Source organism: Paenibacillus sp. GSMTC-2017, from assembly GCF_016019935.1.
Lineage (GTDB): Bacteria > Bacillota > Bacilli > Paenibacillales > Paenibacillaceae > Pristimantibacillus.
The window spans coordinates 592,017-616,624 of record NZ_JAECMT010000003.1 but is presented as its reverse complement, the minus strand read 5'-3'; the positions used below and the strand labels follow the sequence as shown (position 1 = coordinate 616,624).

General features: G+C 39.8%; 20 protein-coding genes. 9 read left to right on the top strand and 11 right to left on the bottom strand.

Going from position 1 to position 24,608, the window contains the following annotated elements; all coding sequences use genetic code 11:
• Positions 1 to 8 precede the first annotated feature (8 nt).
• Positions 9 to 782 (bottom strand): DUF4184 family protein, encoded by a 774-nt coding sequence (locus I6N90_RS14735; RefSeq protein WP_197936356.1) that lies wholly within the window; start codon positions 780 to 782, stop codon positions 9 to 11.
• A 136-nt stretch (positions 783 to 918) separates the two neighbouring features.
• Here I6N90_RS14735 and I6N90_RS14730 point away from each other — a divergent pair, with 136 nt between their 5' ends.
• Positions 919 to 4,254 carry a DEAD/DEAH box helicase gene (locus tag I6N90_RS14730; RefSeq protein ID WP_197936355.1) on the top strand — a complete coding sequence of 1,112 codons (3,336 nt, stop codon included), beginning with the start codon at positions 919 to 921 and terminating at the stop codon, positions 4,252 to 4,254.
• A 62-nt stretch (positions 4,255 to 4,316) separates the two neighbouring features.
• Here the strand turns inward: I6N90_RS14730 and I6N90_RS14725 are convergent, their stop codons facing one another.
• A complete protein-coding gene (locus I6N90_RS14725; RefSeq protein ID WP_197936354.1) occupies positions 4,317 to 4,700 on the bottom strand; it encodes a hypothetical protein in 384 nt (127 codons plus the stop codon).
• A 244-nt stretch (positions 4,701 to 4,944) separates the two neighbouring features.
• On the opposite strand from I6N90_RS14725, the gene I6N90_RS14720 reads away from it, so the two are divergent.
• Both I6N90_RS14720 and I6N90_RS14715 read left to right on the top strand, forming a co-directional pair.
• On the top strand, positions 4,945 to 5,865 hold the full coding sequence (locus tag I6N90_RS14720; RefSeq protein WP_197936353.1) for a helix-turn-helix transcriptional regulator: 921 nt from the start codon (positions 4,945 to 4,947) through the stop codon (positions 5,863 to 5,865).
• A gap of 23 nt (positions 5,866 to 5,888) precedes the next feature.
• Entirely contained in the window at positions 5,889 to 6,368 is a 480-nt protein-coding gene (locus I6N90_RS14715; protein ID WP_197936352.1) for a hypothetical protein, read from the top strand.
• A gap of 98 nt (positions 6,369 to 6,466) precedes the next feature.
• Here the strand turns inward: I6N90_RS14715 and I6N90_RS14710 are convergent, their stop codons facing one another.
• Together I6N90_RS14710 and I6N90_RS14705 are read right to left on the bottom strand one after the other, a co-directional pair.
• The gene (locus I6N90_RS14710; protein ID WP_197936351.1) at positions 6,467 to 7,471 is read right to left on the bottom strand and encodes a stalk domain-containing protein; all 1,005 of its coding nucleotides are present in this window, start codon (positions 7,469 to 7,471) and stop codon (positions 6,467 to 6,469) included.
• A gap of 228 nt (positions 7,472 to 7,699) precedes the next feature.
• On the bottom strand, positions 7,700 to 8,428 hold the full coding sequence (locus I6N90_RS14705; protein WP_197936350.1) for an RNA polymerase sigma factor: 729 nt from the start codon (positions 8,426 to 8,428) through the stop codon (positions 7,700 to 7,702).
• Positions 8,429 to 8,611: 183 nt separating this feature from the next.
• On the opposite strand from I6N90_RS14705, the gene clpP reads away from it, so the two are divergent.
• Complete coding sequence (gene clpP, locus I6N90_RS14700) at positions 8,612 to 9,196, top strand: ATP-dependent Clp endopeptidase proteolytic subunit ClpP (protein WP_197936349.1); 585 nt, start codon at positions 8,612 to 8,614, stop codon at positions 9,194 to 9,196.
• A gap of 107 nt (positions 9,197 to 9,303) precedes the next feature.
• Positions 9,304 to 9,732, top strand: coding sequence for a hypothetical protein (locus tag I6N90_RS14695; RefSeq protein ID WP_197936348.1), 429 nt, complete (start codon positions 9,304 to 9,306; stop codon positions 9,730 to 9,732).
• A gap of 95 nt (positions 9,733 to 9,827) precedes the next feature.
• Here I6N90_RS14695 and htpG read toward each other — a convergent pair whose 3' ends face one another.
• From htpG to I6N90_RS14680, 3 genes are all read right to left on the bottom strand, one after another.
• Positions 9,828 to 11,708 (bottom strand): molecular chaperone HtpG, encoded by a 1,881-nt coding sequence (htpG, locus tag I6N90_RS14690; RefSeq protein ID WP_197936347.1) that lies wholly within the window; start codon positions 11,706 to 11,708, stop codon positions 9,828 to 9,830.
• A gap of 179 nt (positions 11,709 to 11,887) precedes the next feature.
• Entirely contained in the window at positions 11,888 to 12,667 is a 780-nt protein-coding gene (locus tag I6N90_RS14685) for a sporulation protein (protein ID WP_197936346.1), read from the bottom strand.
• A gap of 94 nt (positions 12,668 to 12,761) precedes the next feature.
• Positions 12,762 to 13,013, bottom strand: coding sequence for a DUF7667 family protein (locus I6N90_RS14680; protein ID WP_197936345.1), 252 nt, complete (start codon positions 13,011 to 13,013; stop codon positions 12,762 to 12,764).
• A 223-nt stretch (positions 13,014 to 13,236) separates the two neighbouring features.
• Here I6N90_RS14680 and I6N90_RS14675 point away from each other — a divergent pair, with 223 nt between their 5' ends.
• The gene (locus I6N90_RS14675) at positions 13,237 to 13,986 is read left to right on the top strand and encodes a class I SAM-dependent methyltransferase (RefSeq protein WP_197936344.1); all 750 of its coding nucleotides are present in this window, start codon (positions 13,237 to 13,239) and stop codon (positions 13,984 to 13,986) included.
• 37 nt (positions 13,987 to 14,023) lie between these two features.
• On the opposite strand, the gene I6N90_RS14670 is transcribed toward I6N90_RS14675, so the two are convergent.
• The 4 genes from I6N90_RS14670 to I6N90_RS14655 all read right to left on the bottom strand — a co-directional run bounded on the left by I6N90_RS14670 (position 14,024) and on the right by I6N90_RS14655 (position 20,158).
• On the bottom strand, positions 14,024 to 15,007 hold the full coding sequence (locus I6N90_RS14670; RefSeq protein ID WP_197936343.1) for a serine hydrolase domain-containing protein: 984 nt from the start codon (positions 15,005 to 15,007) through the stop codon (positions 14,024 to 14,026).
• The gene (locus tag I6N90_RS14665; RefSeq protein ID WP_197936342.1) at positions 15,004 to 17,406 is read right to left on the bottom strand and encodes an ATP-binding cassette domain-containing protein; all 2,403 of its coding nucleotides are present in this window, start codon (positions 17,404 to 17,406) and stop codon (positions 15,004 to 15,006) included. Before I6N90_RS14665 ends, I6N90_RS14670 begins: the two co-directional genes overlap by 4 nt.
• Before the next feature lie 186 nt (positions 17,407 to 17,592).
• Entirely contained in the window at positions 17,593 to 19,413 is a 1,821-nt protein-coding gene (locus tag I6N90_RS14660; RefSeq protein WP_197936341.1) for a M60 family metallopeptidase, read from the bottom strand.
• 298 nt (positions 19,414 to 19,711) lie between these two features.
• Positions 19,712 to 20,158, bottom strand: a complete 447-nt coding sequence (locus I6N90_RS14655) for a HEAT repeat domain-containing protein (RefSeq protein ID WP_197936340.1) — start codon at positions 20,156 to 20,158, stop codon at positions 19,712 to 19,714.
• Positions 20,159 to 20,609: 451 nt separating this feature from the next.
• On the opposite strand from I6N90_RS14655, the gene I6N90_RS14650 reads away from it, so the two are divergent.
• The 3 genes from I6N90_RS14650 to I6N90_RS14640 all read left to right on the top strand — a co-directional run bounded on the left by I6N90_RS14650 (position 20,610) and on the right by I6N90_RS14640 (position 24,531).
• On the top strand, positions 20,610 to 22,898 hold the full coding sequence (locus I6N90_RS14650) for an S-layer homology domain-containing protein (RefSeq protein ID WP_197936339.1): 2,289 nt from the start codon (positions 20,610 to 20,612) through the stop codon (positions 22,896 to 22,898).
• A gap of 136 nt (positions 22,899 to 23,034) precedes the next feature.
• Entirely contained in the window at positions 23,035 to 23,355 is a 321-nt protein-coding gene (locus tag I6N90_RS14645; RefSeq protein ID WP_197936338.1) for an ArsR/SmtB family transcription factor, read from the top strand.
• Between the two features lie 96 nt (positions 23,356 to 23,451).
• Positions 23,452 to 24,531 (top strand): saccharopine dehydrogenase NADP-binding domain-containing protein, encoded by a 1,080-nt coding sequence (locus I6N90_RS14640; protein ID WP_197936337.1) that lies wholly within the window; start codon positions 23,452 to 23,454, stop codon positions 24,529 to 24,531.
• Positions 24,532 to 24,608: the final 77 nt, after the last annotated feature.

Here is a 24,608-nt window from a genome sequence, read left to right as displayed (position 1 = left end):
ATATGATGTTAACTATTCCTTGTAGAGCCTACGATACTCTGGTTACGAAGACGGTAAATCAACGAAGCGACAATTATGCCTAAAACAGTTCCTGACAGCATCGAAACGACGCCCATTCCAATGTAGTTTGTACTGTTCGACAAAAGAAACTTTAGCGCGACTACAATGACAGCAACAACTGATACGATAATCCAAAACAACCATTTATTCATTGCTGAGGGCCCATTGGCTTGATAGATAGGCTTAACCTTTTTGAACAAAACAAAAATGAAGATACCCTGTAGAGACAAACCAATCAAAGACAGGCCGTGCTGCAAAAACTTGAATACCGGATAACCCATTATTTCATATTGTAGAAAGGAATTACGCTGGACAAAATAGCCCGTTACGTGGGTGAACCCGTCTAATAGAACGTGTGAATAAAAGCCTATTGCAACAGATATGACGAACACGATCCAATCGCTTAATCGATTCATTCTCCAAGTATGAGTACGAATCAACCCCTGCGCTCTTCCACTGATACTCCAAATTGCAGGAAGATTGTCTGCGATTGCTGATTTTAATAAATAATGAAAGATGAAGGCAAATAAAAGACTTAACGGTATTGCTTGCAACAATAAACCTAATGTCGAATGCCCAATCGTTTGGTGCGGCTCTAGCGCTATAAAATATTCAAAGTCTGGTGACATACTTCCGAGTACAATACCTGTTAAACTTATTATTGATGGTTTAATTACTTTGAGTGGAGCTGCATATAGAGGATGAGCAAATGTGAATGGCAATATACTAGCTCCTTTTCTATTTTGGATATTCGAAAGGGAATAACCTATACGATCATTAAAACTGTATTATAATAAAAGGAATACTCGAATTTTAACCCGATACTGAAGGGTTTCTTCAGCAAGGAGCATCGATGCTATGGGATATCAAATAACTGAGCGAATAATTAAGCTGCTCTGCGGACCCGATAACTTTGAACGTGGTGAAGCTTATTTTCGTGACGGTAAAGTAACTTGTAAACGAATAGGCGACGACGATCAGGAGCATTATTCCGCTATCATTGCTAGCAATAAAAACTACGATGTCAAAATCGAAGTTGATAGCAATAATGATGTCGACGCTGAATGTTCTTGTCTTGCTTTCTATACAGACAACAATTACTGCAAACATGTTGCAGCTGCCCTGTTATATATACACAATCAACAGTATGGACACAATCAAAAACCAACAAAATCATATAGCTTTGATTTAGGTACCGAGCTACAAGATAACATCTCCAATGGTCAAATCGTTGACGATATGCTGAACCTCTTTTACGAAAAGCCAAAAAGACCAATTGGTACTGGAGTTCTCCAAGATACTCGAGAACTACTTCAAGTGGAGTTCTCATGCCAGCTTGTCCCATATGGCTATCGCAAGCACAAGATTGGAATTGAACTTAAACTCGGCACTGAGCGATTATATATTGTTCAGAAAATAATTGATGTACTTGACCATATTCGGCTTGGCAAAGAATTCTCTTTCTCTAAGCTATTTGCTTATGATCCAGCTCTTCATCGATTCTCTCCAGAAGATGATACTATAATCAAAAAGTTATTAATGATCTGCTCGCAGGAGCAATCCTATAAAGAAACGATGCTGCGGAGTGTCGTTGATTCTGCACGTTCCGCAAATAATGAGAGACTTTTGCTTATTCCCCCATTTGCATGGGAGGAACTATTACCTTATCTTCAGCATGCACCAAACGTAAATATCGTGCTAAACGAACTTCGCAATCGTCGTAATATTGCTCAGCGCTTTGAAGGACTACAACTAACCGAGGAAAAGCTACCACTTCGTTTCTCTATCGATCAGGATCATTCAGGGAATGGATATGTGCTTATAGCACATGGCATACATGAACTTATCGTTATCGATGCTTATGGCATGGCGTTTAGAGAAGGAAAATTATATCGAGTGACAGATCGCATGCTCCAGCAGTTCTCCAAGCTTAAACATTTATTTGCAGGGGAGCTGGGAGTAAGTGACCGCACTTCTCTTTATATCTCGCCTAACCAAATAGAACCGTTTATGGAGCGAGTTATTCCAGGTCTGATGAAACTTGGCATTGTGGAAATATCGGAGTCGATATCAGAGCAAGTTCTCTATCGTCCACTTAAAGCTAGAATGTATTTGGACCGTGTTCGGGATCGATTGCTTGCAGGGTTGGAGTTTCAATATGGCGATATCGTCATCAATCCACTGGAAGCAGTGGACAAGCATAGGGGAACAGATCGTATTCTAATGCGTGATGGTGAAAGGGAACGACAAATATTAGCTATGCTAGAGCATGAAAGTTATGGAAAAACAGAAGGTGGCTATATCATTGAAAGTGATGATGCTGAATATGAATTTCTTCATCAACTTGTCCCAGAGCTTGAACAACTTCTAGATATTTACGCCACTTCGGCAGTTAAGCTGCGTCTAGTAACCGAGCATGCCCCTCCCAAAATGTCCATTACATGGGATGAACGGACGGATTGGCTAGAGTTTAAATTCGAATTGGATGGTATTCCGGACAAAGAAATTAAAAAGTTAATTCAAGCTATTGATGAGAAACGACAATATTATAAACTACCGAATGGTGCATTAATGCCACTCGATACAGCAGCATTCCAAGCCGTTATTCGTGTGATGAATGGGGTTGGTCTCCACCATCTCGCTCTTCATGACGATTCGATTCGCTTACCTGCATTCCGAGCATTATCGCTCATAGATATGCCACTGCAGAACAGTTCAGTCAAACTAAGCAAGTCGCTTAGAGAGCTGCTAGATAATATGAGGAATCCAGAAAATCTTGATTTCCCTATACCTGAAAGTCTCGCACCCGTATTACGGGACTATCAAAAACATGGCTACCAGTGGATGAAAACTGTTGCTTATTATCGATTTGGCGGTATTCTCGCAGACGATATGGGGCTTGGCAAAACGATTCAAAGTATCGCATTTCTGTTATCTGTTCTCCCTTCTATTAGAGAACAAGGAATACCTGCCTTAATTGTTGCCCCTTCATCTCTCATGTATAACTGGCGCAATGAACTTACTAAGTTCGCGCCCCAGATAAAAGCGGTCATCGCTGATGGAGTTAAGGGGGAGCGGGGCGAAGTACTTGCTGGACTAAGTGGCGTCACACCTGATGTTATTATCACTTCCTATCCGCTGCTTAGGAAAGATGCTGTAGCTTACACCACTCAATCGTTCCATACTCTCATCTTGGATGAGGCTCAAGCGTTTAAAAACTATACGACTCAAACTGCTCAAATTGTAAGATCTCTTAATGCTCAATATCGCTTTGCTTTAACAGGAACTCCTATTGAAAATAGGCTTGAAGAGCTGTGGTCCATCTTTAGCGCCGTTTTCCCTGAGTTATTTCAAGATAGGAAAACGTTTGGCGAGCTAACGAGGGAGACGATCGCAAGGCGGAGTCGTCCTTTCTTGCTTCGACGTTTGAAGTCGGATGTACTAAAGGAATTGCCTGAAAAAATTGAAACGTTGCAGCCATCAGAGTTGCTGGATGATCAGAAGAAGCTTTACGCAGCTTATTTGGCTAAGTTGCAGGAAGACTCATTGAAACATTTGGACAGCGGTGACTTCGGCAAGGAGCGTATCAAAATTTTGGCAGGTATAACACGGCTTCGTCAGCTTTGTTGCCATCCTTCCCTTTTCATTGAAGACTATAAGGGTAGCTCAGCCAAGTTCGAGCAACTGTTTGAGCTTATCGAGGAATGCCGCAGCACTGGTAGACGCATGTTGATCTTTTCTCAGTTCACCGAGATGCTTGGGCTAATCGGTCGTGAGTTAGGCTATCAAGGAGTTCCTTACTTCTATCTTGATGGAAGTACCCCCGCTTCAGAACGTGTAGAGTTATGTAATCGATTTAATGACGGAGAGCGCGAGCTATTCCTGCTCTCACTCAAAGCTGGTGGCACTGGATTAAATCTCACTGGAGCTGATACAGTCATTTTGTATGATTTGTGGTGGAATCCGGCAGTCGAGCAACAAGCTGCGGATCGTGCTCACCGAATCGGTCAGCGGAAAGTTGTGCAAGTCATTCGATTAGTCGCGCAAGGAACAGTTGAAGACAAGATGTATGCACTGCAAGAACGCAAAAAGAACCTCATCGACGAAATCATTCAACCAGGAAGCGAATCATTATCCACCCTTACTGAACAGGATCTTCGAGAAATTTTATCGCTGAATGAAGCATCTAGCTAACTCAAAAAAAGTCGCTGTTTGTTGCTATCGGCAACTGCACAGTGACTTTTTTCAATAGTGAGTTAAGCTACATAATGTCCCATATAGACGTACGCTGGCGGCAATCCAGAACCACCAGGTAAAATGTACACTTTAAGATAATAAATTTGATTTGCAGAAACGTTAATACTGCCTTCACCTGTTCTAACCACATTATAATTTTCATCTAATACTTGTATTCCGATGCTTACGTTAGTCGTATTCGTTTTATTTGCCATGAAATAGACGACGCCGGACTTATGAGTTGTAAATTTATGATATTTGGTCCCATATACCGTACTATAATGAAATTGTGTTGTTCCTGAGCTGACTGTATGCTCAGAATCATATGCGGAAACCGTATTAGGAGACAAAACACCGATAGATAACGCGATTACAACGATTAATGACAAAAAAGTCTTTTTCATTCTCATCCTCTTTTCATTTTTTTTTGGCATCAGATAAGATCAAACCATCTTTCACATTTATTTTAGATTGTTTGGTAAGCGTTTACATGAGTATGAAGGTGCATCTACTTATCACAATTTGTCGAACACAAAAGTAACGGATAAATGATATTTCGAAAGCACTGAACTCGTAAATGGCCAGCCCATGATATAATGAAAGTGTTTGATTTATAAACCTATCATCCTATTATATGGAGTGAAAATAATGAAGCTTGAGCGCTTAATTTCCATGATCTATATGTTGCTTAATAATGAAATCCTGTCCGCATCGGAGCTTGCAGAAAAGTATGGCGTTTCTCAAAGGACTATCTATAGGGACATAGAGACAATCTGTGCGGCTGGTATCCCAGTAGTATCTTATCAAGGTGTTAATGGTGGATATGGAATTATAGAAGAATACAAGATGGATAAAAGCTTGCTCGGCTCTTATGACGTTGGTTCGTTAGTAAGCGTGTTACAGTCCATTTCCTCCGTTTTTCAAGATGATAAAGCGACAGAAACGATCCGCAGATTACAAACGATTCAAGGCAGCGAGCAAAATGCAGCTTTATCTATGGATATAGGTAGTCGTCCTGTCTACCGTAAATCGTTGCAACTACTAAGAGATGCAATTGAGTCACAAACGATCGTTCACTTCTGCTATATTAATGCGAAAAACGAGCGTGTGGAACGATCCGTCGAACCTCTAAAGCTCCTTTATAAATTTGAGTCATGGTATCTTCAAGCTTATTGCAGAACACGAAACGACTATCGGGAATTTAAACTATCCCGGGTAACAGATTTACGCGCCACAGCTCTACACTTCCACAACGATCATCAAAAAAATGTGATGGAACCTCCAGATCAAGTATTCCCGGAACGATTACTTAAACAAGTAGTAGTCCGAATATCCCCTTCTTCGCTCGCAAGAGCGCTGGATTCATTCCACATGGCGGAAAGGCAATTTCATGAAGACGGTTCGCTCACCTTGCGAATGCAAGTGGATGAATATGCGATGAATCGGTGGTTAATACATGTTATCCTCAGCTTCGGGGAAGATGCAGAAATTATAGAACCTCCTGCACTCCGAGCAATGCTAAAGTTCAAGCTTGAGAAAATGTTAGTTCGGTATGATGTGGGAAAGTAGAAGAGAGAAAGGAGTCGAATCTAATGAAACAATTAAATATGATGCTGGTATTTGTTTTTCTGATTATGCTTGCCGGATGTGGTGGAGACGAAAAGTCTGAACCATCCGCAGCTGTTCATTTCTTAGAAAGTAAAGGTTACTCAATCATAAAACAACAAGACGATGTCGTGCGATACGTATTAAACGAGGAAATGCTGATCCGTATGCCAGACATGGTTCAGTGGGGACTACTTGAAGGTGTTGATCCAGCTGTTTATATCGGTAAAACGATAGAGGTCGAGCGATATACGGCGACTGGAAGCCTTGCTATTGAGGGAGAAGCTATCATCACGGTATTTCTCTCTGATGGTAAGTCGATCGGTGGATTCGAAACGGTTTTAGTCAAAAGTAGCAACAACGATGCGGAAGGTATGTTCTCGTTAGATGGAAAGACACTACAAGAGGTAAGTGGCAAATCCTTTGAGGCGTGGCAGCGTGACTGGCTGGAACGGTACGGCAAATAAATGAAAGACAGATAAAAATAAAAAAAACCGAGAGTGGACACTTTTCAAAGTGTTCACTCTCGGGTTGCAGCAAATGCTAATTCGGCTTTCTTTAATAACTATTCAAGTTTGAAATGGAAGAAAGAGTTATCGTACTCTTTAGTATCATAATGTTTCTTTTGCAGAACTAAAGTGTTTTTCTGTCCTTTGATGATTGGAAGAAGAACCAAACCTTCTGCTGTATAGTTACCAGACTCTCCAACCGTGATTCTCTTAGTATCAGTAGCTTTATCAATTTCTTTTTCCAAAGCACCGTCGAAACCCCATGTCTGTCCACCAACAATGAAGTTTTCGTCAGCAATTTGGACACCCCAAATTTTTGGAGCGAAGAAAGTTGAAAGATTTACTTCTTCAAACTTGTCGTCCCCCTTTTCATCCGAAATAAACTTACCGTTCTTCAAAGTGACTTTTAACTTAACCAATTTGTAATCGACAAGAGCATTTTCTTCAGGCTTTTGAAATCCCAAGTCCTCAATTTGACTACGCGTTATTGATTTAGCAGAAGTTACTGAAACCGTGTACGTAGCTGTCGTTTTAAATCCTTTGCCGTTGTCATAAGGATCTGTATACGTTACTGACTCCCCAAGCGGAATTGCTGTTGCAAATGTTTTACCCTTTGCTGATGAAGGTTTTGCTGGTTTGGATTCTTCTTTCTCGGTCTCTTTTTCCTCTTCATCCTCTTCATCGTCTTCAGTCTTTTCTGGCTCTTTTGTTGGGCTGCCGCTATCGTCGTCATTATCATCATTGTGAGGAATACCGCTAGTGCTGCCGTCTTGATCAATCGTAATTGTCGAGGTTTTACCATCATAATCTACTTCTGCGTCAAGTGCTTCTCCTATTGCTCTCAAAGGAACATATGTCGAACCATCATAGACTAGAGCAGACAACTTGTTTCCTTTTGAATCCTTAGGTGACCAATTATCACCATTAAGAACAAACTTAATGTTGTGATTCAGTGAAGCTTTAATCTTTTCTACACCTGTTGATGCTACTGCTCCGATCGAACCAAATACTAAACTACATGTTAATAGTGATGCGATAAATACTGACTTTTTCATCTGCATTTCGATATTTCCTCCTAATTTTAAGTTACTATGTATTAAAACGCCTTATTTGGCGTATTAATATCACCAAACACTAGATATAAGACTATTTTCCTAATATTCGACAATTCACTGCATAATCCTTCTTTTTATTTCATAAAAAATACAATTTAGTAATGCCATTAACACAAAAACCCGTACCAAAGAACTGGATACGGGTTTTTAGTCTTATATACACGTTTACTATTTTTATACTGCCATTTGCATTGATAAAAATGTTTGATTCGTACTGAACCTATGAACGTCATTGGACTTTAATGTAAACCCTATAGCAGTAACTGTAGATGCCGAAATACTCTGACCTTGTTGCAGCAATCTAATTAAGGTTTCATTATCTCCTTGTACATATGCATTGGCTAATTGCCGTAATAACTCTCTTTGCTCTATGTCCTCATTCCGTTCAGATTCTCCTTGCTCAAGCTCATACCTTACGTCACGAAGTGTTTGTCGAGCTCTAAATAGAGCTGATTTCACAGACCCTTCTGTAGTACCCAACAATATCGAAGTCTCTGCGATAGAATAACCGAGTACTTCACGTAAGACAAAGACCGATCGTTGTACTGGGGACTGGTGATGAAAAATACTTTGGAAAATCGTCTCGATTTCTAGAGCCCCATTTTGTAGTTGCTCTTCCTGTACACTCATGTTAGCCAGACGTTCATCCAGCATTTTATTCCTGCGACAAATATCTACCCATCTATTTTTAGCGATACGTAATAAATATGCCTCTGGATTAATATGACTCCAAATCGCATGACCTTTGATTGCTCTTATCCATGTATCTTGTGATAAATCTTCAGCATCTTCATTCGAGCCAGTCAGCATTAAACAGTATCGAAACAAGGCCCCTTGTAACCCAATGATCTCTGCTTCGGACCTCATATTACTATTATTGAATTGTGTACTTTTCTCACGCATCTTTAATCCTCCTTCACCAGTCGATTCCATTTGGCAAGCAGTATTCTCATTAAGTATACGTTTAAGAAGTTCAATAAGATACGGAGATCGATATCACTTTTTTCTCTCCCTATTCGTACCCTAAGGATACATTCATTCGTCTTCCAAGTGTAACGCAAAATGAAATAAACGGAGGTTTTTAAAATGAGCATACCTATTCCTTATGTTGTTGAACAAACAAATCGTGGTGAAAGATCTTACGATATTTATTCCAGACTTCTGAAAGACAGAATTATATTTATTGGATCTGAAATCGAAGACCAAATGGCTAATAGCGTTATAGCTCAACTACTCTTCTTAACTGCTGATGACCCTGATAAAGATATTCATATGTACATTAATAGTCCAGGAGGTTCAGTAACGGCTGGTTTTGCCATATTCGACACGATGCAATATATAAAGCCTCATGTACAAACGATCTGCACAGGGTTTGCTGCCTCCTTCGGTGCCATGTTACTGCTCGCTGGTGAGAAGGGTAAACGATTTGCACTTCCTAATAGCGAGATTATGATTCATCAACCTCATGGCGGCGCACGCGGCCAAGCTAGCGACATTGCAATTAGCGCCAAACGAATTTTGAATTCGCGAGCGAAGCTGAACCAAATTGTCTCAGGCCGAACTGGTCAACCGATAGAACGTATCGAAAGAGATATGGATCGAGATTTCTTCATGAGTGCAGAAGAAGCATTAGAATATGGGATTATTGACAAAGTTATTACTTCCCTATAACTGATTAGGCTAATACTAGCGAGACAATCACCTTTGGTCAAAAGTACAAGCGAAAGCTATGACTTTCTCATAGCATATAGTACTTTACAGAAGAAGGTGATATGACAATGGCTAAGAACAAATTGCTGTTCAGAACGCCACGTGAGGGCGTTTCGCTTCGCCCAGGAACTAGCAGAGTAATTACGCAAAACAATAATAATGAGAATAACGAAAATCAACAAGAGAATAACGAACAGAACCGTCGTCGGAACAGAGGTATAGATGTGCGTAAGTTCGAAACGATTCGTGTAGTCGCAGACAATCGTTCTACTTCCGTTTCTGATGTTATTATTTCGTTACTCATCACAGAGCATGGTCGTACTGTAGGTAGATTGGATAGAATTAGACTTAATCCCGGAGAATCATTTACGAACACGTACACTGTCCCAGGCCGATTTCTGAATATTAGAGCTTTTGCTACTAGAAATGTGAATTGCCGCAGTCAGAATAACAGACGCGTAGATACAATCGATGTACGTGTATTCGGGCATAAATAGGAAATGTGATTGATAATTTGCTACAAAAAGAGACCGTCTAAGCAAAGTTGCCTAAACGGTCTCTCTTTATTGTGTTGCTATACCCTGCTAAGTGATTAGACCATCACTTTACAAATATCATTTGTAAACTCTACTGGATCTTGAATTGGCAATCCTTCGATTAACAAAGCTTGGTTGTAAAGAAGCTGCGTATAAAGGTTAAACTTCTCTTTATCTGTTCCATGAGCTTTCTTTAATGAAGCAAACACTTCATGGTTCACGTTTATTTCAAGCACCTTATCAGCTTTCATATTACCGCTATCAGGCATCGCCTTCAAAATCTTCTCCATCTCAATGGATAGATCTCCTTCTGCAGACAAACACACTGGATGGCTCTTAAGTCGTTTAGATGCTTTTACTGATTTGATTTTACCTTCAAGAAGTGTAAGCATTCCTTCGAACAACTCTTTATTATCGTTTTCTTCCTCAGGTGTCGCTTCATCTTTAGCTTCTGACTCAAAACCAAGATCACCACTAGATATTGATTTAAACTCTTTTTCTTTATAATTCGCAATAATCTTGATTGCGAACTCATCAATATCGTCCGTGAGGTACAGAACTTCATAGCCCTTATCAAGTACTACTTCGATCTGAGGCAACTTCTCGATACGTTCGATAGACTCACCAGAAGCATAATAAATATACTTTTGATCCTCAGGCATACGAGATACGTATTCATCCAGACTAACTAGCTTCTTTTCTTTCGATGTGGAGAAGAGGAGTAGATCCTGCAAATCGCCTTTATTCATACCGTAATCATTGTAAACACCAAACTTCAATTGGCGGCCAAATGCTTTATAGAACTTCTCGTAATTATCGCGGTCATCCTTCAACATGCTTTGAAGCAGACTTTTGATTTTATTTTTAATATTTTTGGCAATGAGTTTAAGCTGACGATCATGTTGAAGTAGCTCTCTTGAAATATTTAGAGAAAGATCTTCAGAATCAACCATACCCTTCACAAAGCTGAAGTAGTCGGGAAGAAGGTCACCACACTTGTCCATAATAAGAACGCCGTTGGAGTACAATTCAAGCCCTTTGGCATACTCTTTTGTGTAATAGTCGTATGGCGTATTTTCTGGAACGTATAGAATCGCGTTATAAACGACTGCACCATCTGCACTAATGTGAACATGTTTCAGCGGCTTATCAAAGCCATAACGTTTCTCTTCATAAAATGCCGCATAATCTTCATCAGTAAGCTCATTTTTATTTCTGCGCCAAATAGGAACCATACTATTAATCGTTTGCTCTTCTACAAAGTGTTCTAGCTCATCCTCATTACCTTCAATCGGACGTTCGCTTTGCATATCCATCTTGATCGGATAACGAATAAAGTCAGAGTACTTTTTAATAATGGCACGTAGACGATATTGTTCCAAATATTCATCATACTGCTCGTCCTCTGTATTTTCCTTAATCTTAAGTACGATCTCCGTACCAATGCTTTCTTTCTCACCAGTAACGATTGTGTATCCTTCTGCGCCTTTAGACGTCCATACAAACGCTTCTTCGCTACCAAGCGCTCTTGTCGTAACGACGATTTCATCAGCAACCATAAATGCTGAATAGAAGCCCACACCGAATTGACCAATAATGTTATGGCCATCTTTAGCTTCATTTTCTTTCTTAAATGCCAAGGAGCCGCTCTTTGCAATAACACCAAGATTATTTTCAAGCTCCTCCTGCGTCATACCAATACCTGTATCTGTTATCGTTAACGTTCTGTCCGCTTTATCAATTGTCACTTTTACATAATAATCTTCTTTATTAAAAACAAGGCTATCATCGGTTAGCGCTTTATAATATATTTTGTCTATCGCATCGCTGGCATTGGAGATAAGCTCCCTTAAGAAAATCTCCTTTTGTGTGTAAATGGAATTAATCATCATTTCCAGCAATCGTTTGGATTCTGCTTTAAACTGCTTCTTTGCCATTATAAATGCTCCTTTCAAAATAAGGTTCTACAATTTCTCAGGTAATCGTTAGCACTCTTTCTACCAGAGTGCTAACACTTCCTTTTATATACCATATTCACTCTTTCTATGTCAAGAAAAACGGACTGCCTTATTCGGTCATTAAGCACCGAAAAGACAGCCCGATTAGGATAATTGCATTATGCATATCTTGAAATGACATTATGAAGGAGTGTTGCAACATGCTGAGGTCCACGCTCGATATCCGATTGTGAAACAGTCACTCTTACGAAGCTTTCATCCATATCCATCGCCTCGGCAAACGCTCCGAATAGACTAGTAGCTTTACGATCAATTTGAAGCAATAGTTCAAGATCTGTAATCCGATTACGAAGGAATACGAGTTCAAGCTCATCTAAACGACCACGGTATGGGCCAGATTGAGGAACAAATTCAAACTCTTGTACAAATGGAGAAGAATCCCCTAAGCGAGGAGCATAAATCGTCTCTGCTTGTTTGAGTCTGAAACCAAGTGATTCGATCGCATTCAAAACAATACTCATCGGTTGTGATGGAAGAACTTCGATACGGTCATTGTCCGTCGGGTCCATAGCAGAACGAATGTCTGCAGTCGTCTTAATCCATACTGGTGTTCTACCAATTGATAATGGTGTATTTGGAGCAAGTCGGAATGAAAAACCAATTTCCTTCTTCTCATTAGGTGCTACAGTTAAAGGAGGCGCGACACGAATTTTGCCAAGCTCCACGTTTTGTTGTACTTTGCTATCGTTTATTTCTCGCATGTAATAAGTCATGATGGATAAATCGATACCTTCGATTTGTTGTTCCACTTGCCCGCCTTGAATTCGGACGATTCCCCGAATATCCTCACCGGGATAGTACGACGTTTTCTCAAGAAGCGTATCTACCTTCGTAGCCCCAATTCCTACACTGGCCATCATTCGATTAAAAAATGACATTCTGATTCTCTCCTTCGAAAAGTAGTTAGTTGTGGATTATCAATTCCAACACTACTATCATACCAAATTTCACGAAGAAAAGATAAACCACGCATTATAGAAGCTTTGACTCCAGCGCTTCAATCTCCGCACATATATCTTGATGCCAAGAAACGTCACCACAATCATAAGCAATAAAAGCTAAAGATTTCAATGAATCCAGCTTTCGTACAAGTTCAAGGTTAACCGACAAACAATGGGACAACTCTTGCTTCTCGACGGGGGATAGTAGCTTGAAGTCTCCAAGCAGCTTCGCTCTTAGTGCTAGTTCCGCTAATCTACGATGCACAGGGTGTATTCCAATCATTATGGATGACCTACTTTCGGGCAAGGAAAATGTTCGTTCATTTTAAGCATTGCCCCAAAATCCGATCATCACACATGGCACCTAACAATTTGATTAGTTATTCCAAATTTAACAAAAAGTTCTTGCGCATATCGAATTCACAGAAATATAATGACAATATTATTTCTAATAAAGTAAACTTGCCGACATACCAAATCATTCGAGATAACAGGGGGCGCTCATTATGAATGAACTAGATTACAGAACCTTTTATGATGCAGTAGGTAAAGAAAATGGATGGGATTTCAGTAAATTGAAATGCGTTACCGACGGTGTAGCATGGGATTTTTACGATGAAGTTGTCAAGCGTTGCAAAAAGTCCGACCTCTTGCTAGATATCGGTACTGGCGGCGGAGAAGCCGTTTTGTCCATCTCAGACTCTGCACTTCTTCTACTTGGTGTTGATAACTCTAAAGGAATGATTGATACAGCACTAAACAATCTAAATCACTCAGACAAAGCTAACGTACGCTTTCTGCATATGGATGCTGAGCATCTCGATTTTCCTAATACCTTCTTCAACATAGTCTCATGCAGACATTCTGGTTTTAATTCCAAAGAAGTAGCAAAGGTACTGGCGAATGATGGTGTTTTCTTCACACAACAAGTAGCCGAAGACGACAAAATAAATCTAAAAGAAGCATTTGGCAGAGGGCAAGCTTTAGGTATTGAAGCAGGAACATTACAAGGTCAATATATTGCTGAATTAAACGAAGCTGGCTTCAGTCAAATACAATCGTTTGAATACAACTCCACTGATTATTACGAGACTGCGGAAGATTTAATTTTTCTATTAAAGCATACTCCTATTATCCCTAACTTCGGTCAAGACGAAGCCGACTTCCAAGTTCTAGAGCAGTTTATAGCTCATAATCAAACGGACAGAGGTATTCGTACAAATTCATCAAGATTTATGCTTATTGCACGTAAGTAAATTAAGATAGCCAGGGGTACTCGATCGCAGAGTATCCCTACACTATTGCTCGACTCAATATGTTCATATGAATGTCCCCATATCCTTTTGCAGAAGCAGTTGGAGTAGCTTGAATGATCGAAACATAATTACTTTCCGGTATTACATTGATCTCTTGCCCACCTGACCCACGGGCACCATATCCTCCAGGTAAAAGCCACCAAAGCAATCCATATCCACTTGTTGTGGCATCAATAGAAACAGTATCAAAAGATGGAGTTATTGCGTCCCTGACGAAATCGGATGAAACAATTCTATTCCCATTCCACATTCCGTTATGTAGAAAAAGCATTCCAATTTTGGCGAGGTCTCTAGCCGATAAATCAGCATGTTCTTTATCCAATATCGCGTTATAACTTATTCCACACGAACCTTGAAGCCATTCCTCACTCATTATATCAAGGGGACGATACAAGTACTGATTAACGATTTCGTAAGCTGTACCTCCGAACGCTCTCCCGACTAATGCGGACAACAATATAATATCCCATTCTTTATATTGAAATTGTGTACCTGGAACATTGCTCATAGCAATATCAGATATGTGATTTACCCACTCCTTTGATCTAAGCATTTGCGCTAACATCGGACAATGATAATGAATACCACCATTCCAATAAATACCGGACGACATCGTTAACAAATGACGAATCGTGATTAGCTTATGATAGGGATGACGATTGCTTGCAAATTCATCTATATATGTCCCAATAGGCTCGTCCAAACTTTTAATATAACCCTTATCCAGACAAATCCCAACTGCAATCGAAATGATACTTTTCCATACGGATCTAATACGGTTTCTGCTTTGTTCATTATATTTATTATAATATTTTTCAAATACAATCTTGTCATTTTTCAAAATCAATATGCTATTGATAAGTCTATATCGCTTTTGTTTAATATAGTCGTCTACTTGCTGCAAAATAGTGCTGCTCATACCTTCTGCCTCTGGTGTAGAAAACTGCCATTCGTAGCTCATCGCTTCACCTTCTCTAAGTGGTTTCCAATGATCGATTGCTTATTTGCTATAAGTTCCTTTGGCGTACCCTCTGCAATAATATATCCTCCGTTACTGCCACCACCTGGCCCCATCTCGATCAAATAATCACAACGCGTCAGTACCAAAGGATCATGTTCTGTAACGATTACGGTATTACCATCATCAACGAGCTGTTGCATCAATGTAATCAAACGATCCCTATCTGAAAAGGCGAGACCTGTTGTCGGCTCATCAAGAATATAGACATTCCCTGCTCCCTTTTGCTTACTAAGCTCTTTTGCTAGTTTAATCCGTTGTGCTTCCCCTCCCGAAATCGTTGGTGTCTTTTGCCCAAGCGTAATATAGCCAAGCCCCACACTTTCTAATGTAATGAGGATATCTGCTGCCAATTTATCATACGATTCCGAGCCTTCGCGGCCAAAAAACATCACTGCTTCCGATACGCTCATAGCCATAATATCCATAATGTTTTTCCCATCAAGCGTTACGCTCAATGCCTCTGTAATGTAACCTGTCCCTTCACACATTTCACACTTTACGTCCATCCAATTCCCGTGACCAATATGAAATTGTGTAAATCCCTCACCTTTACATGCTCTACAGCCACCTTCGGAGTTTACCGAGAACATTCCGAGTGAATAACCATTTTCAAGCGCTTCTTCCGTTTTTGCAAAAAGTGCACGAATCCGATCCGTAATACCCGTATACGTAGCCGGACAAGAAGATTTGCTTCTACCGATAGGCTTCTGGTCTACGACGATACATTTTTTAATATGTTCTGTTCCGCTCACAAGCGCATCGTTGTCCATACTAGTCATATCATCATCATCTTCATGTACAAACTTACCCTTTAGTAATTGCTTTAACTTCGGAACTAGTGTGCCGCTGATCAAGCTCGATTTCCCACTACCGGACACTCCAGCAATACCTACCATGAGTCCTAGCGGTATAGATACAAAAACGTCCCTTAAATTGTGAAGATTTGCGTTAGCTATTGTAAGTAGCTTCTGGTTATCTACCGCTTTAAATTGTAGTTTGGGCTTCATCGTTTTTTCACCTGAAAGATACGGAGCTGTTTTAGAGTTTTTACAGGACATGAACTGCTCGAAGCTGCCTTGAAATATAAGCTCGCCACCATTTATCCCCGCGTCTGGCCCAATATCAATAATATAATCTGCAACACGCATAACATTTTCGTCATGTTCTACTGCAACTACCGTATTTCCACGTTTCACGAGATTTTGGATGATCGTAATCAACATATCCTTTTCAGTTTCGTGTAGCCCAATAGTCGGCTCATCAAATATGAACGTGATCGAATCCATTTCAGCGATAATAATGGTAGCTAAAAAAAGACGTTGAATCTCACCTCCAGAAAGAGTCGGCAATGGTCGTGCGAGTGTAAGGTGAAAGAGTCCAACATCGACCATACACCTAAGCTTAACTATAATGTCATCTATCACATTTCTGCCGGGCATTTCATCCTTTTCCGTTTCGAAAAATGTGAGTAGCTTATCTAGGTACATATTCTCCAGCTCAGTAATCGTCTTGCCAGAGATCGTTGTGTGAATAGCCTCTTCACCGAGACCACAGCCATTACATTTGGGGCATGTGACTGGGGCGATATTTACCCCCCACAACATGATCTCTTTATCTGCTGAATTGTGACGGGCATTTAAATTAGACTTATGTTTCTGCATATCATGAAAAACGACAACTGCTCCTACAAAGCCACTTTTTCGGCATCCATACTTAAACAACAACAGCTGTTCATCAGATAGTAATCCGATTTTTTCATTCACTTCTATTTGATGCATTTGGCAAAACTTATTAAAGTTGCTCTTATGAAAACGATGCTTCAGTAAGAAACCATCAAAAATGTTTTTGATGAGCATGTCCATCTTTATAATGGCATCTTCATTAATCTCCTGATAACGCCCGCTTCCCAAGCACTTTACACACATCCCCTTAGGGGAATTTCTCTGAAAAAACTCCATCGCAAGTGGTGTCTTATCTCCGTAAGAAGAGTTCCGTTGTCCATATGATGCATATAAAATAGCTATTAAATTTCCGATCTTTGATCGTGTGCCAACGGTACTTCTAGAGTTAGATTGACGTATAATACGTTGCTCCACTGCAACAGTAGGGGATAGACCTGTAATCGAATCAAATTTAGGAATAGGATCTGACGAAAATTGCGTTCCCGAAAAAAGAAGATATCGCCTCTTCCCCTCTTCATACAACGTATCGAAGGCTAAACTTGATTTTCCACTGCCCGACACGCCAGTTATGACCGTCAGCTTATTTCGTGGTATACGAACATCAATACTTTTCAAATTATGAATGCTAGCACCTTTAATTTCTATAAATTCACTCATTGCGTTAAACACCCCATCATTACTTAGTCATTAGCAAAGGGTTAGGTCAATTTCTAGTTTTTACTAATTAAATTTAACGTACATATGTTCTAATGTAAATAACGAAAATGAAAAAGAGCTGCCAGCGTTTTCGCTTGGCAGCCTTTACTAAATCTTTTAACCAACTATTAACTAAAGCACTCGGTGTTAACGGTTAGGAAGTATGTTGTTGTTACTATCACGATTTTTCCAAATTTCAGCCGTTAAAGTCGGAAGTCCTAATTCATTGATAAATTTGATCGTTTCTTCATCTGCGTTAAGACCCCATTTTTCGAAAAATGGAATTAGGTTTTGGTTCGCTGTCTTAGAAGTCATAACGATAAACATTGAAATCATATCTTCATCTGTTTGAGGAAGTTGATTGTAGTTCATATCGCGATAGGCCTTATGAAGCTCAGGATAAAACTGATCGCCATATGCAAGCTGCAATTGCCAAAGCATAGTCACCTTAACAAAAAGATCTTCTAACTTGTTGTAATCACGTGTCGGCTGGTTCAAATACTCAAATGCTTTTTCATAAACACCGTCTTTCTCTAGTCGAGATTGCAAGCCGAACATCTTTTGTGTAGCTAAGCTGTAGATGTTTACCGTTACTTCATCCATCCCATCCCACGTCCATGGATTTTGCTGATGGAAATGCCCAAGTTCATGCCATGGACCCCAGCCTTCTTTTGTAAATCTGTTAATATCTAAAATCGCATCAATAGAATCAGTATGAAAACCAGCTATATCGTACCATGCAAACATGTATTGATCATCACTAAAATACTCTTTGTAATGAAAACGATATTTCGGCCCTTGATGTGGTTTTGCATTTTCAAACGATAATCCAGAAATTTTTTCTTGTTCCGCAACAACTCGATCATGCGCTTCCATTAGTAAAGTAGCATCTTGAACGTATTGCTTAGCCTTACTCGTCTGCACTGTAATCCATACTCGGTCTGAAATTAGTTCTGTCCATGGTGAGACGTCCGGCTGATTAAGCATCTTCTGCCACTCTTCATTTGTTGTTTTGCCCAATTCGAAATAAGGAATATCTTGTCCACCTTCAACAGTTACCGTTGGTGCGACAGGAAAAATGGCAAAGTGCTGCAAATACAATAAGCCCCCTGCTGGACTAGATAGTTTATTTTCACCCGGCTGTAACGTTATGTACTCTGGCATATAATTATATTTTGTAATATGAGGATCTTCGATTGCTGCAATCGGAAGCTTAGTAGCATCCATCGTCGTCAATGTAACTGTAATCACTTCATTTGGCTTCACATAAATGCCTGTTGGCTGTATATTGCTTCCCTTAAATTCTCTGCGAAGTGCCCTCGTTTCCGCTCTCGGATTTCCGAATTGTTCAAACGTAATCGTTCGTATGTTACTTTCGGGCACCTTATTGGCAATTTGAACGTGTATATTTACAGGTGATGACGATGCTGTATTCCCAATCGTATCAAATGCTTTTGCCACAAATGAATGCTCACCATTGAGCTCCTTGGTTATTCCGAGACGATACTCAAAGGGTGCAGATGATGCTGTATGGATTAATGTATTATTTTGATAAAATTCAACTTTAGAAATACCGGATGCATCGTTCGCTGAGGATTGTAGAAGAAGTGTGTCGTCTGTGTTGAATTGAACATTATTCGATGAAAGTGACACGGTGGGTGGAATTACATCTACAATAACGGGCTCTTTCACTTTCCCAACCATTTTCCAAGGATTCACATAGCCGTATCTCCCAGGACGATCTGGTCTATCTCCTTTTGTGTTGCGTCCTGCAACATACTCATAACCTTTGTAAGAAACACGGTCGCTCTTCTTATAGGTTTTGGAGCTTTTCCATTCCAATAATGTTTGTTGCGAAACGTTCGCTGAAGCTTTAGGAATACCAACCCCACTAGTAACTGAAAATACTAAAGATACGGCAAGGAACGATTGAATTACACCATGTTTCCACTTGCTGTTATACATCATTCTCATCCTTCCTCGTGACAATATTCCCCTCTTAAGGAGTTCATCAATTTATCGGGTAATTTTTCCAGACGGTTAATAGGACATAAGATTGAAATTTCAACATTCAAGTTGAATCAGAGGCAGGGTTTGATAATCAACACCAGCGCAGGAATACCTATCTTCCTATTTATGATCTCGGGAATCCCCCCACTTTTCACCCTAAAGTCATTTAGAAAACACAAAAAAAGGTTACCGATACAACCATTCGGCAACCTTCTATTTATTGCATTATTTGTTACTTCTAAGTGTAAAAATAGAACTATCTAATCGTCAATGCATTCCACGTATCTTCAAGCCATTTAGCGAATTCGTCACCTTTTTGGCCTTCGTAAGTGTCATACATATCGATTCTCATCTTTTTAAACTTCTCGCCGAACTCCTCTAAGGAGTGATCTTTCGGTAAGCTTTTTTTAATTCTTAGCAAAATTTTATTCGATCCTTTAAATGGATCGCCTTTTTTCTTAGCTGGCATTTGAACGTCTTCACCCAATTTTCTAAGGGCACGGTAAGCTGCTTCTTGAATCGTAAACACAGAATCATTGTTCATTCTATGCGTCAATACATCAACAACTTGTTGATTATCTTCAAGTTTACCTAATTCTTCAACAGCTGCTAACCGTTCTCTCCAGTTGGAAGTACGGTTTGCTAATATTTTTAGTTGATCATAATCTAACGTCAATTCGTTTTGTTCTTCAAGGTTTTCCAAGTAGCCCAACTCATTCCATTTTTAATTTTAAAGCATAGAATAGACATCTTATTCAAACTTCATACGTGATAACAGCAACTTTTCCATAATTTAGAACGTTTATCTTATGTTGGTGTATCCGATTCACATATCAGACTTCATTATATCACGCCTCGCATGTGACTTGATAGGATTTAAACGTTATTGATTCATTTTTAAAAGTTATGGGTAATTATACATGTTATCGGACACCTTCCCAAAATTCCCTTATAGACCACAAAGGAGGAGAATACATACAAAAAATATATTTTCAATTGTAATGTTTAACTTTTTCTATGGATTGTTATGAATTCCAAATCACTGTAGCTGTTCTTATTGAATCTTTACCAACCCTAACGATAATGAACATTTGGTTAGCAGTACAATTCTAATAAAGGAAGTGATGAGAACCATGAGGTTGTTTCGCGCTAATATGAAAAAAGTACTGGTAGTAATGATGCTTATCGCAGTGTTTATGACGAGCACGTGGACATTTGCAGGGAGGAAGATTGCCAATGCTAGTGCTGTAGACGATTTTGTGTACAGCGTAGACCAAGTTTCGAAAACGGCTACAATCACAGATTACAACGGTGGCAATACAGATGTAAAAATACCTAGTGTAGTTGTAGTTTCCGGCGAAAAGTATAGTGTAACTAAAATAGGAAATAGTGCTTTTAAACAAAGAAAATTAACGAGTGCAGTAATTCCGAATAGTGTAACTAGCATTGAGAGTATGGCTTTTTTAGACAACCAATTAACGAATATAATTATCCCGAGTAGTGTAACTGAATTAGGAAGTTCAGCTTTTAAAAACAACCCATTAAGCAACGTGATTTTTGAAGGTAAAACAACAATTATTAATGTTAATGCCTTTGATGCTTCACCACTTAAAAAGATATATGGTTACCTCGGTTCAACAGCAGCTGATTTTGCCAGCACTAATCCTCTTATTAAATTTAGCAATATTGATGACATAGTTGCAGTTAAAATATCACCCAATGGATATGGTTCGACGTGGGTTTCATCCCCTGGACGAGATGTCACACTTTCTATTACCAATCCTGGTAGCGCAACAGACAAGATAGATTACAAATGGTCTAACAATGAAATAGAGCTTGACAGCAATGTCGGATGGACAGCGTCTTCTGGCAATGAAACGATCACAGCACCTACATCATCGAAAATTTGGTATTTACATGTGCGAATTCAAGATGGAAGCGGTTATACAAAAATTACACCTTCTAATCCATTCAAACTGGATGGAACGGCTCCAACTATCAAATTTCACAAAAATCCTGAACACTCTACTCGTGGAAATGTTACCGTTACGGCGAGTGTATATGAATATGAGAGCGGAATTGATGTAGTGAAGTACGACTTGGGGCAACATGACAGTAACTACTTTGCAAACGCAGGAACAATCCCTGTAGTCGTAGATGGAAAAACGAATATTGTTCTAAGCGATAACGGTTGGATCAGCGTTTATGCAAAAGATAAAGTCGGCAACGAAACGGTTGAGCAATTGAAAATTGAGAACATCGATCGAGAGAAACCAGTTATTGCTTTGAAAGGTGCAGCCGCTATCGAAATTCGCCAAGGACAGACATATACGGATGCAGGAGCTATCTCCTCCGATTTATATGATGGAGATATAAGTGATCGAATTATCATCTCTGGAGATACGGTCGATACGAATAAAATAGGAGCATATACGATTCGTTATAATGTTACCGATAATGCTGGTAATGCTGCTGACACCGTCATTCGAATTGTTAAAGTACTTTCACTTTCAACAGGTCCGGACTTATCCAGCAATTTTAATCTAAAGTCATTGGAATTACTCTTAGATGGTACATTGATCCCGCTTACCCCGAAATTTAATGTGGGAATTGAGAGCTATACCTTAGAAACTGAAACTAAAGCAAAGCATCTTAAAGTCAAAGCTAATACTGAGCATGAAAAAGCTTCGGTCATATTTACGCTAAACGAACAAATAGTGATGGACGGAGTGAACACTGTTTTGGCAGAGGGTAAAAATATATTAAAAGTGTTCGTATATGCGGAAAATGGTGCACAGAAAAAATACACCATAACCATTCAGCAACAGAAAAAACCAGAACTACCTGAACAACCAAAACAACCCGAAAAACCGATACCGCCAATTCAACCAGAAAAACCAGAACAACCAAAACTACCTACCGATATTGCCGGACATTGGGCAGAGCAACAAATCAAGCAAGCTGTGATAAACAAACTTGTTAACGGCTATCCCGACGGTACTTTCAAGCCGAACAACACCGTCACGCGAGCAGAATTCACAGTTATGCTAATAAGTGTTTTGCAGCCGAAAAGTAATGGTACGACACTCACATTCAAGGATCGAGATACTATCCCTGCTTGGTCGCAAACGGCTATCTCTATAGCTGTAAAAGAAGGCATCATCAGTGGTTATCAAGATGGCAGCTTTAAGCCGAATAAAACAATCAGCCGTGCAGAAATGGCTATGATGATTGCTAAAGCACTTAAACTGAATGCGAACGGAGTTACAGCTACCGGTTATAAGGATGATGCTAACATTCCACAAATGGCAAAAGGCGCAGTGAAAGCACTCAAAGAAGCAGGTATCTTAAACGGACGGAGTAACAATCTTTTCGCACCGAATGCTTCAATGACTCGTGCGGAAGCAGTTGTCCTGTTGCTCAGAGTGCAGGAATATAATTAAAGGAATTAAAGGGTTAGGGAGGATTTCAGTTCTAAGTCCTCCCCACCCACAGTCAAAATACTAACAATGAATTGTGTTATACTGTGAAATGTATTATAATCCGTTTAAACAATTAAACATTATAACGGAGTGAACTATGAACGAGTATATCGGCAATCAGAAGGTCATTCATGTTTTCGAGAATCTCAGCCCCTATTTTCAAGGCTTGGGTGATCCGGTTCGTCAACAGATCATTTCGCTGCTCATCGACAAAGAGAGTATGAATGTAACTCAAATCTCAGATCATATCCCGATGTCGCGTCCTACTGTCTCGCATCACTTAAAAATTTTAAGGCAAGCAGGTTTACTCACAGTTCAAAAAAAGGGAACAGAGATGTATTACTCTCTAGAGTTTAACGAAGCGATCTCACTTATGAAACAGCTTGTCCATTTGGTAGAAGAGGAATGCCAGTACTAGTCCAGTAATCAGGCTAGTACGATGACATTCCTATTTTAAACACCATTATGTCGAAGAGTTTAAACCAATAAACATATAAAAACGGAGGTTATTAAAATGAATAAAAAAACGGTGCTTATTGTTGGCGGATACGGCGCAGTGGGTAAACAAATTGCTCAACTATTACTCGAAAGACACCCCGACCTGAATATTGTTCTGGGAGGTAGATCACCAGAGAAAGCAGAACCCTTCGCATCTGATCGAATTCAAACAGGTGTTGTAGATAATAATGCAGAAGATCCTCTTCAATACATAAGTGGAAACGTGTCTCTAGTTATTAACTCTGTCAACGATCTTCACGATCGACTTCTTCTGTCTGCGGTCAGAAGAAAAATTCCATTTATCGACGTTACACGTTGGACAGAGCTATTCCAACAATCTATCGCCAAATTAAATGCTACGGAAATTCATGCGCCTGTCGTGTTATCTTCCGGATGGATGGCGGGAACTGCTTCACTGTTTGCTTCGTTATTTTCAGACTCCCTAAAGAATGTTTCAGTCAATATCCATGCGCTGTACTCATTAAAGGACAAAGCAGGACCCGATTCCGCAGCGTACATGGATCGCATGACTATTCCATTTTATATTACTGAGCAAAAAGGACGTCGCCTTGTATTTCCTATGAGCGAGCCCGCTCACGTGAAGTTTCCAAACGGCTATGCAACAAGAAGCTACAGGCTTGATACCCCCGATCACGTTACGTTGCTAAAAGCAGGCAATATCGAATCAGCTAGTTTCCGTATCTCCTTCGACAGTAAAGCATCTACCTCCGCACTTGTCGGACTGGTTAGGAGTGGAATATGGAAAATGATTAGCGGTGATCGATTCCGTTCGTTTAGACGAAAACTTCTCTACAATCCGGGGACTGGAAGTACACATCATGTGCTCATTCACCTCATGGGTCGTGATCACGAAGGGAGTTTGATTGAACGGAGGGTTGGGATTTCTGATCCACTCGGTCAGACTCATCTTACTGCCTTGGGAGCCGCCGTCCAAGCAGAAAAGATACTACGAACACCTGAGGGCGAGCAATTAGCTCCAGGCATTTATTATCCTGAGGACCTACCGGATAAGCAGATGAATAAACATGATATAATCACCTTTTTTAAACAATATGGGGTTCTTATCTCTCATTAGTATTTTTTGTTTAAGTGATCTGAGTTAACACATGCCATGATCTTATTTCCTAACATCAAAAAAAGAGAGCTAGAAAA

What these genes read in the sequence shown, in the direction of transcription:
- I6N90_RS14665 (WP_197936342.1), bottom strand. Translation starts at nt 17,406, where the DNA reads ATGAGTGAATTTATAGAAATTAAAGGTGCTAGCATTCATAATTTGAAA.
- I6N90_RS14705 (WP_197936350.1), bottom strand. Translation starts at nt 8,428, where the DNA reads ATGCGTGAGAAAAGTACACAATTCAATAATAGTAATATGAGGTCCGAA.
- I6N90_RS14640 (WP_197936337.1), top strand. Translation starts at nt 23,452, where the DNA reads ATGAATAAAAAAACGGTGCTTATTGTTGGCGGATACGGCGCAGTGGGT.
- clpP (WP_197936349.1), top strand. Translation starts at nt 8,612, where the DNA reads ATGAGCATACCTATTCCTTATGTTGTTGAACAAACAAATCGTGGTGAA.
- I6N90_RS14650 (WP_197936339.1), top strand. Translation starts at nt 20,610, where the DNA reads ATGAAAAAAGTACTGGTAGTAATGATGCTTATCGCAGTGTTTATGACG.
- htpG (WP_197936347.1), bottom strand. Translation starts at nt 11,708, where the DNA reads ATGGCAAAGAAGCAGTTTAAAGCAGAATCCAAACGATTGCTGGAAATG.
- I6N90_RS14680 (WP_197936345.1), bottom strand. Translation starts at nt 13,013, where the DNA reads ATGATTGGAATACACCCTGTGCATCGTAGATTAGCGGAACTAGCACTA.
- I6N90_RS14675 (WP_197936344.1), top strand. Translation starts at nt 13,237, where the DNA reads ATGAATGAACTAGATTACAGAACCTTTTATGATGCAGTAGGTAAAGAA.
- I6N90_RS14660 (WP_197936341.1), bottom strand. Translation starts at nt 19,413, where the DNA reads ATGATGTATAACAGCAAGTGGAAACATGGTGTAATTCAATCGTTCCTT.
- I6N90_RS14670 (WP_197936343.1), bottom strand. Translation starts at nt 15,007, where the DNA reads ATGAGCTACGAATGGCAGTTTTCTACACCAGAGGCAGAAGGTATGAGC.
- I6N90_RS14695 (WP_197936348.1), top strand. Translation starts at nt 9,304, where the DNA reads ATGGCTAAGAACAAATTGCTGTTCAGAACGCCACGTGAGGGCGTTTCG.
- I6N90_RS14730 (WP_197936355.1), top strand. Translation starts at nt 919, where the DNA reads ATGGGATATCAAATAACTGAGCGAATAATTAAGCTGCTCTGCGGACCC.
- I6N90_RS14715 (WP_197936352.1), top strand. Translation starts at nt 5,889, where the DNA reads ATGAAACAATTAAATATGATGCTGGTATTTGTTTTTCTGATTATGCTT.
- I6N90_RS14720 (WP_197936353.1), top strand. Translation starts at nt 4,945, where the DNA reads ATGAAGCTTGAGCGCTTAATTTCCATGATCTATATGTTGCTTAATAAT.
- I6N90_RS14725 (WP_197936354.1), bottom strand. Translation starts at nt 4,700, where the DNA reads ATGAAAAAGACTTTTTTGTCATTAATCGTTGTAATCGCGTTATCTATC.
- I6N90_RS14645 (WP_197936338.1), top strand. Translation starts at nt 23,035, where the DNA reads ATGAACGAGTATATCGGCAATCAGAAGGTCATTCATGTTTTCGAGAAT.
- I6N90_RS14685 (WP_197936346.1), bottom strand. Translation starts at nt 12,667, where the DNA reads ATGTCATTTTTTAATCGAATGATGGCCAGTGTAGGAATTGGGGCTACG.
- I6N90_RS14710 (WP_197936351.1), bottom strand. Translation starts at nt 7,471, where the DNA reads ATGCAGATGAAAAAGTCAGTATTTATCGCATCACTATTAACATGTAGT.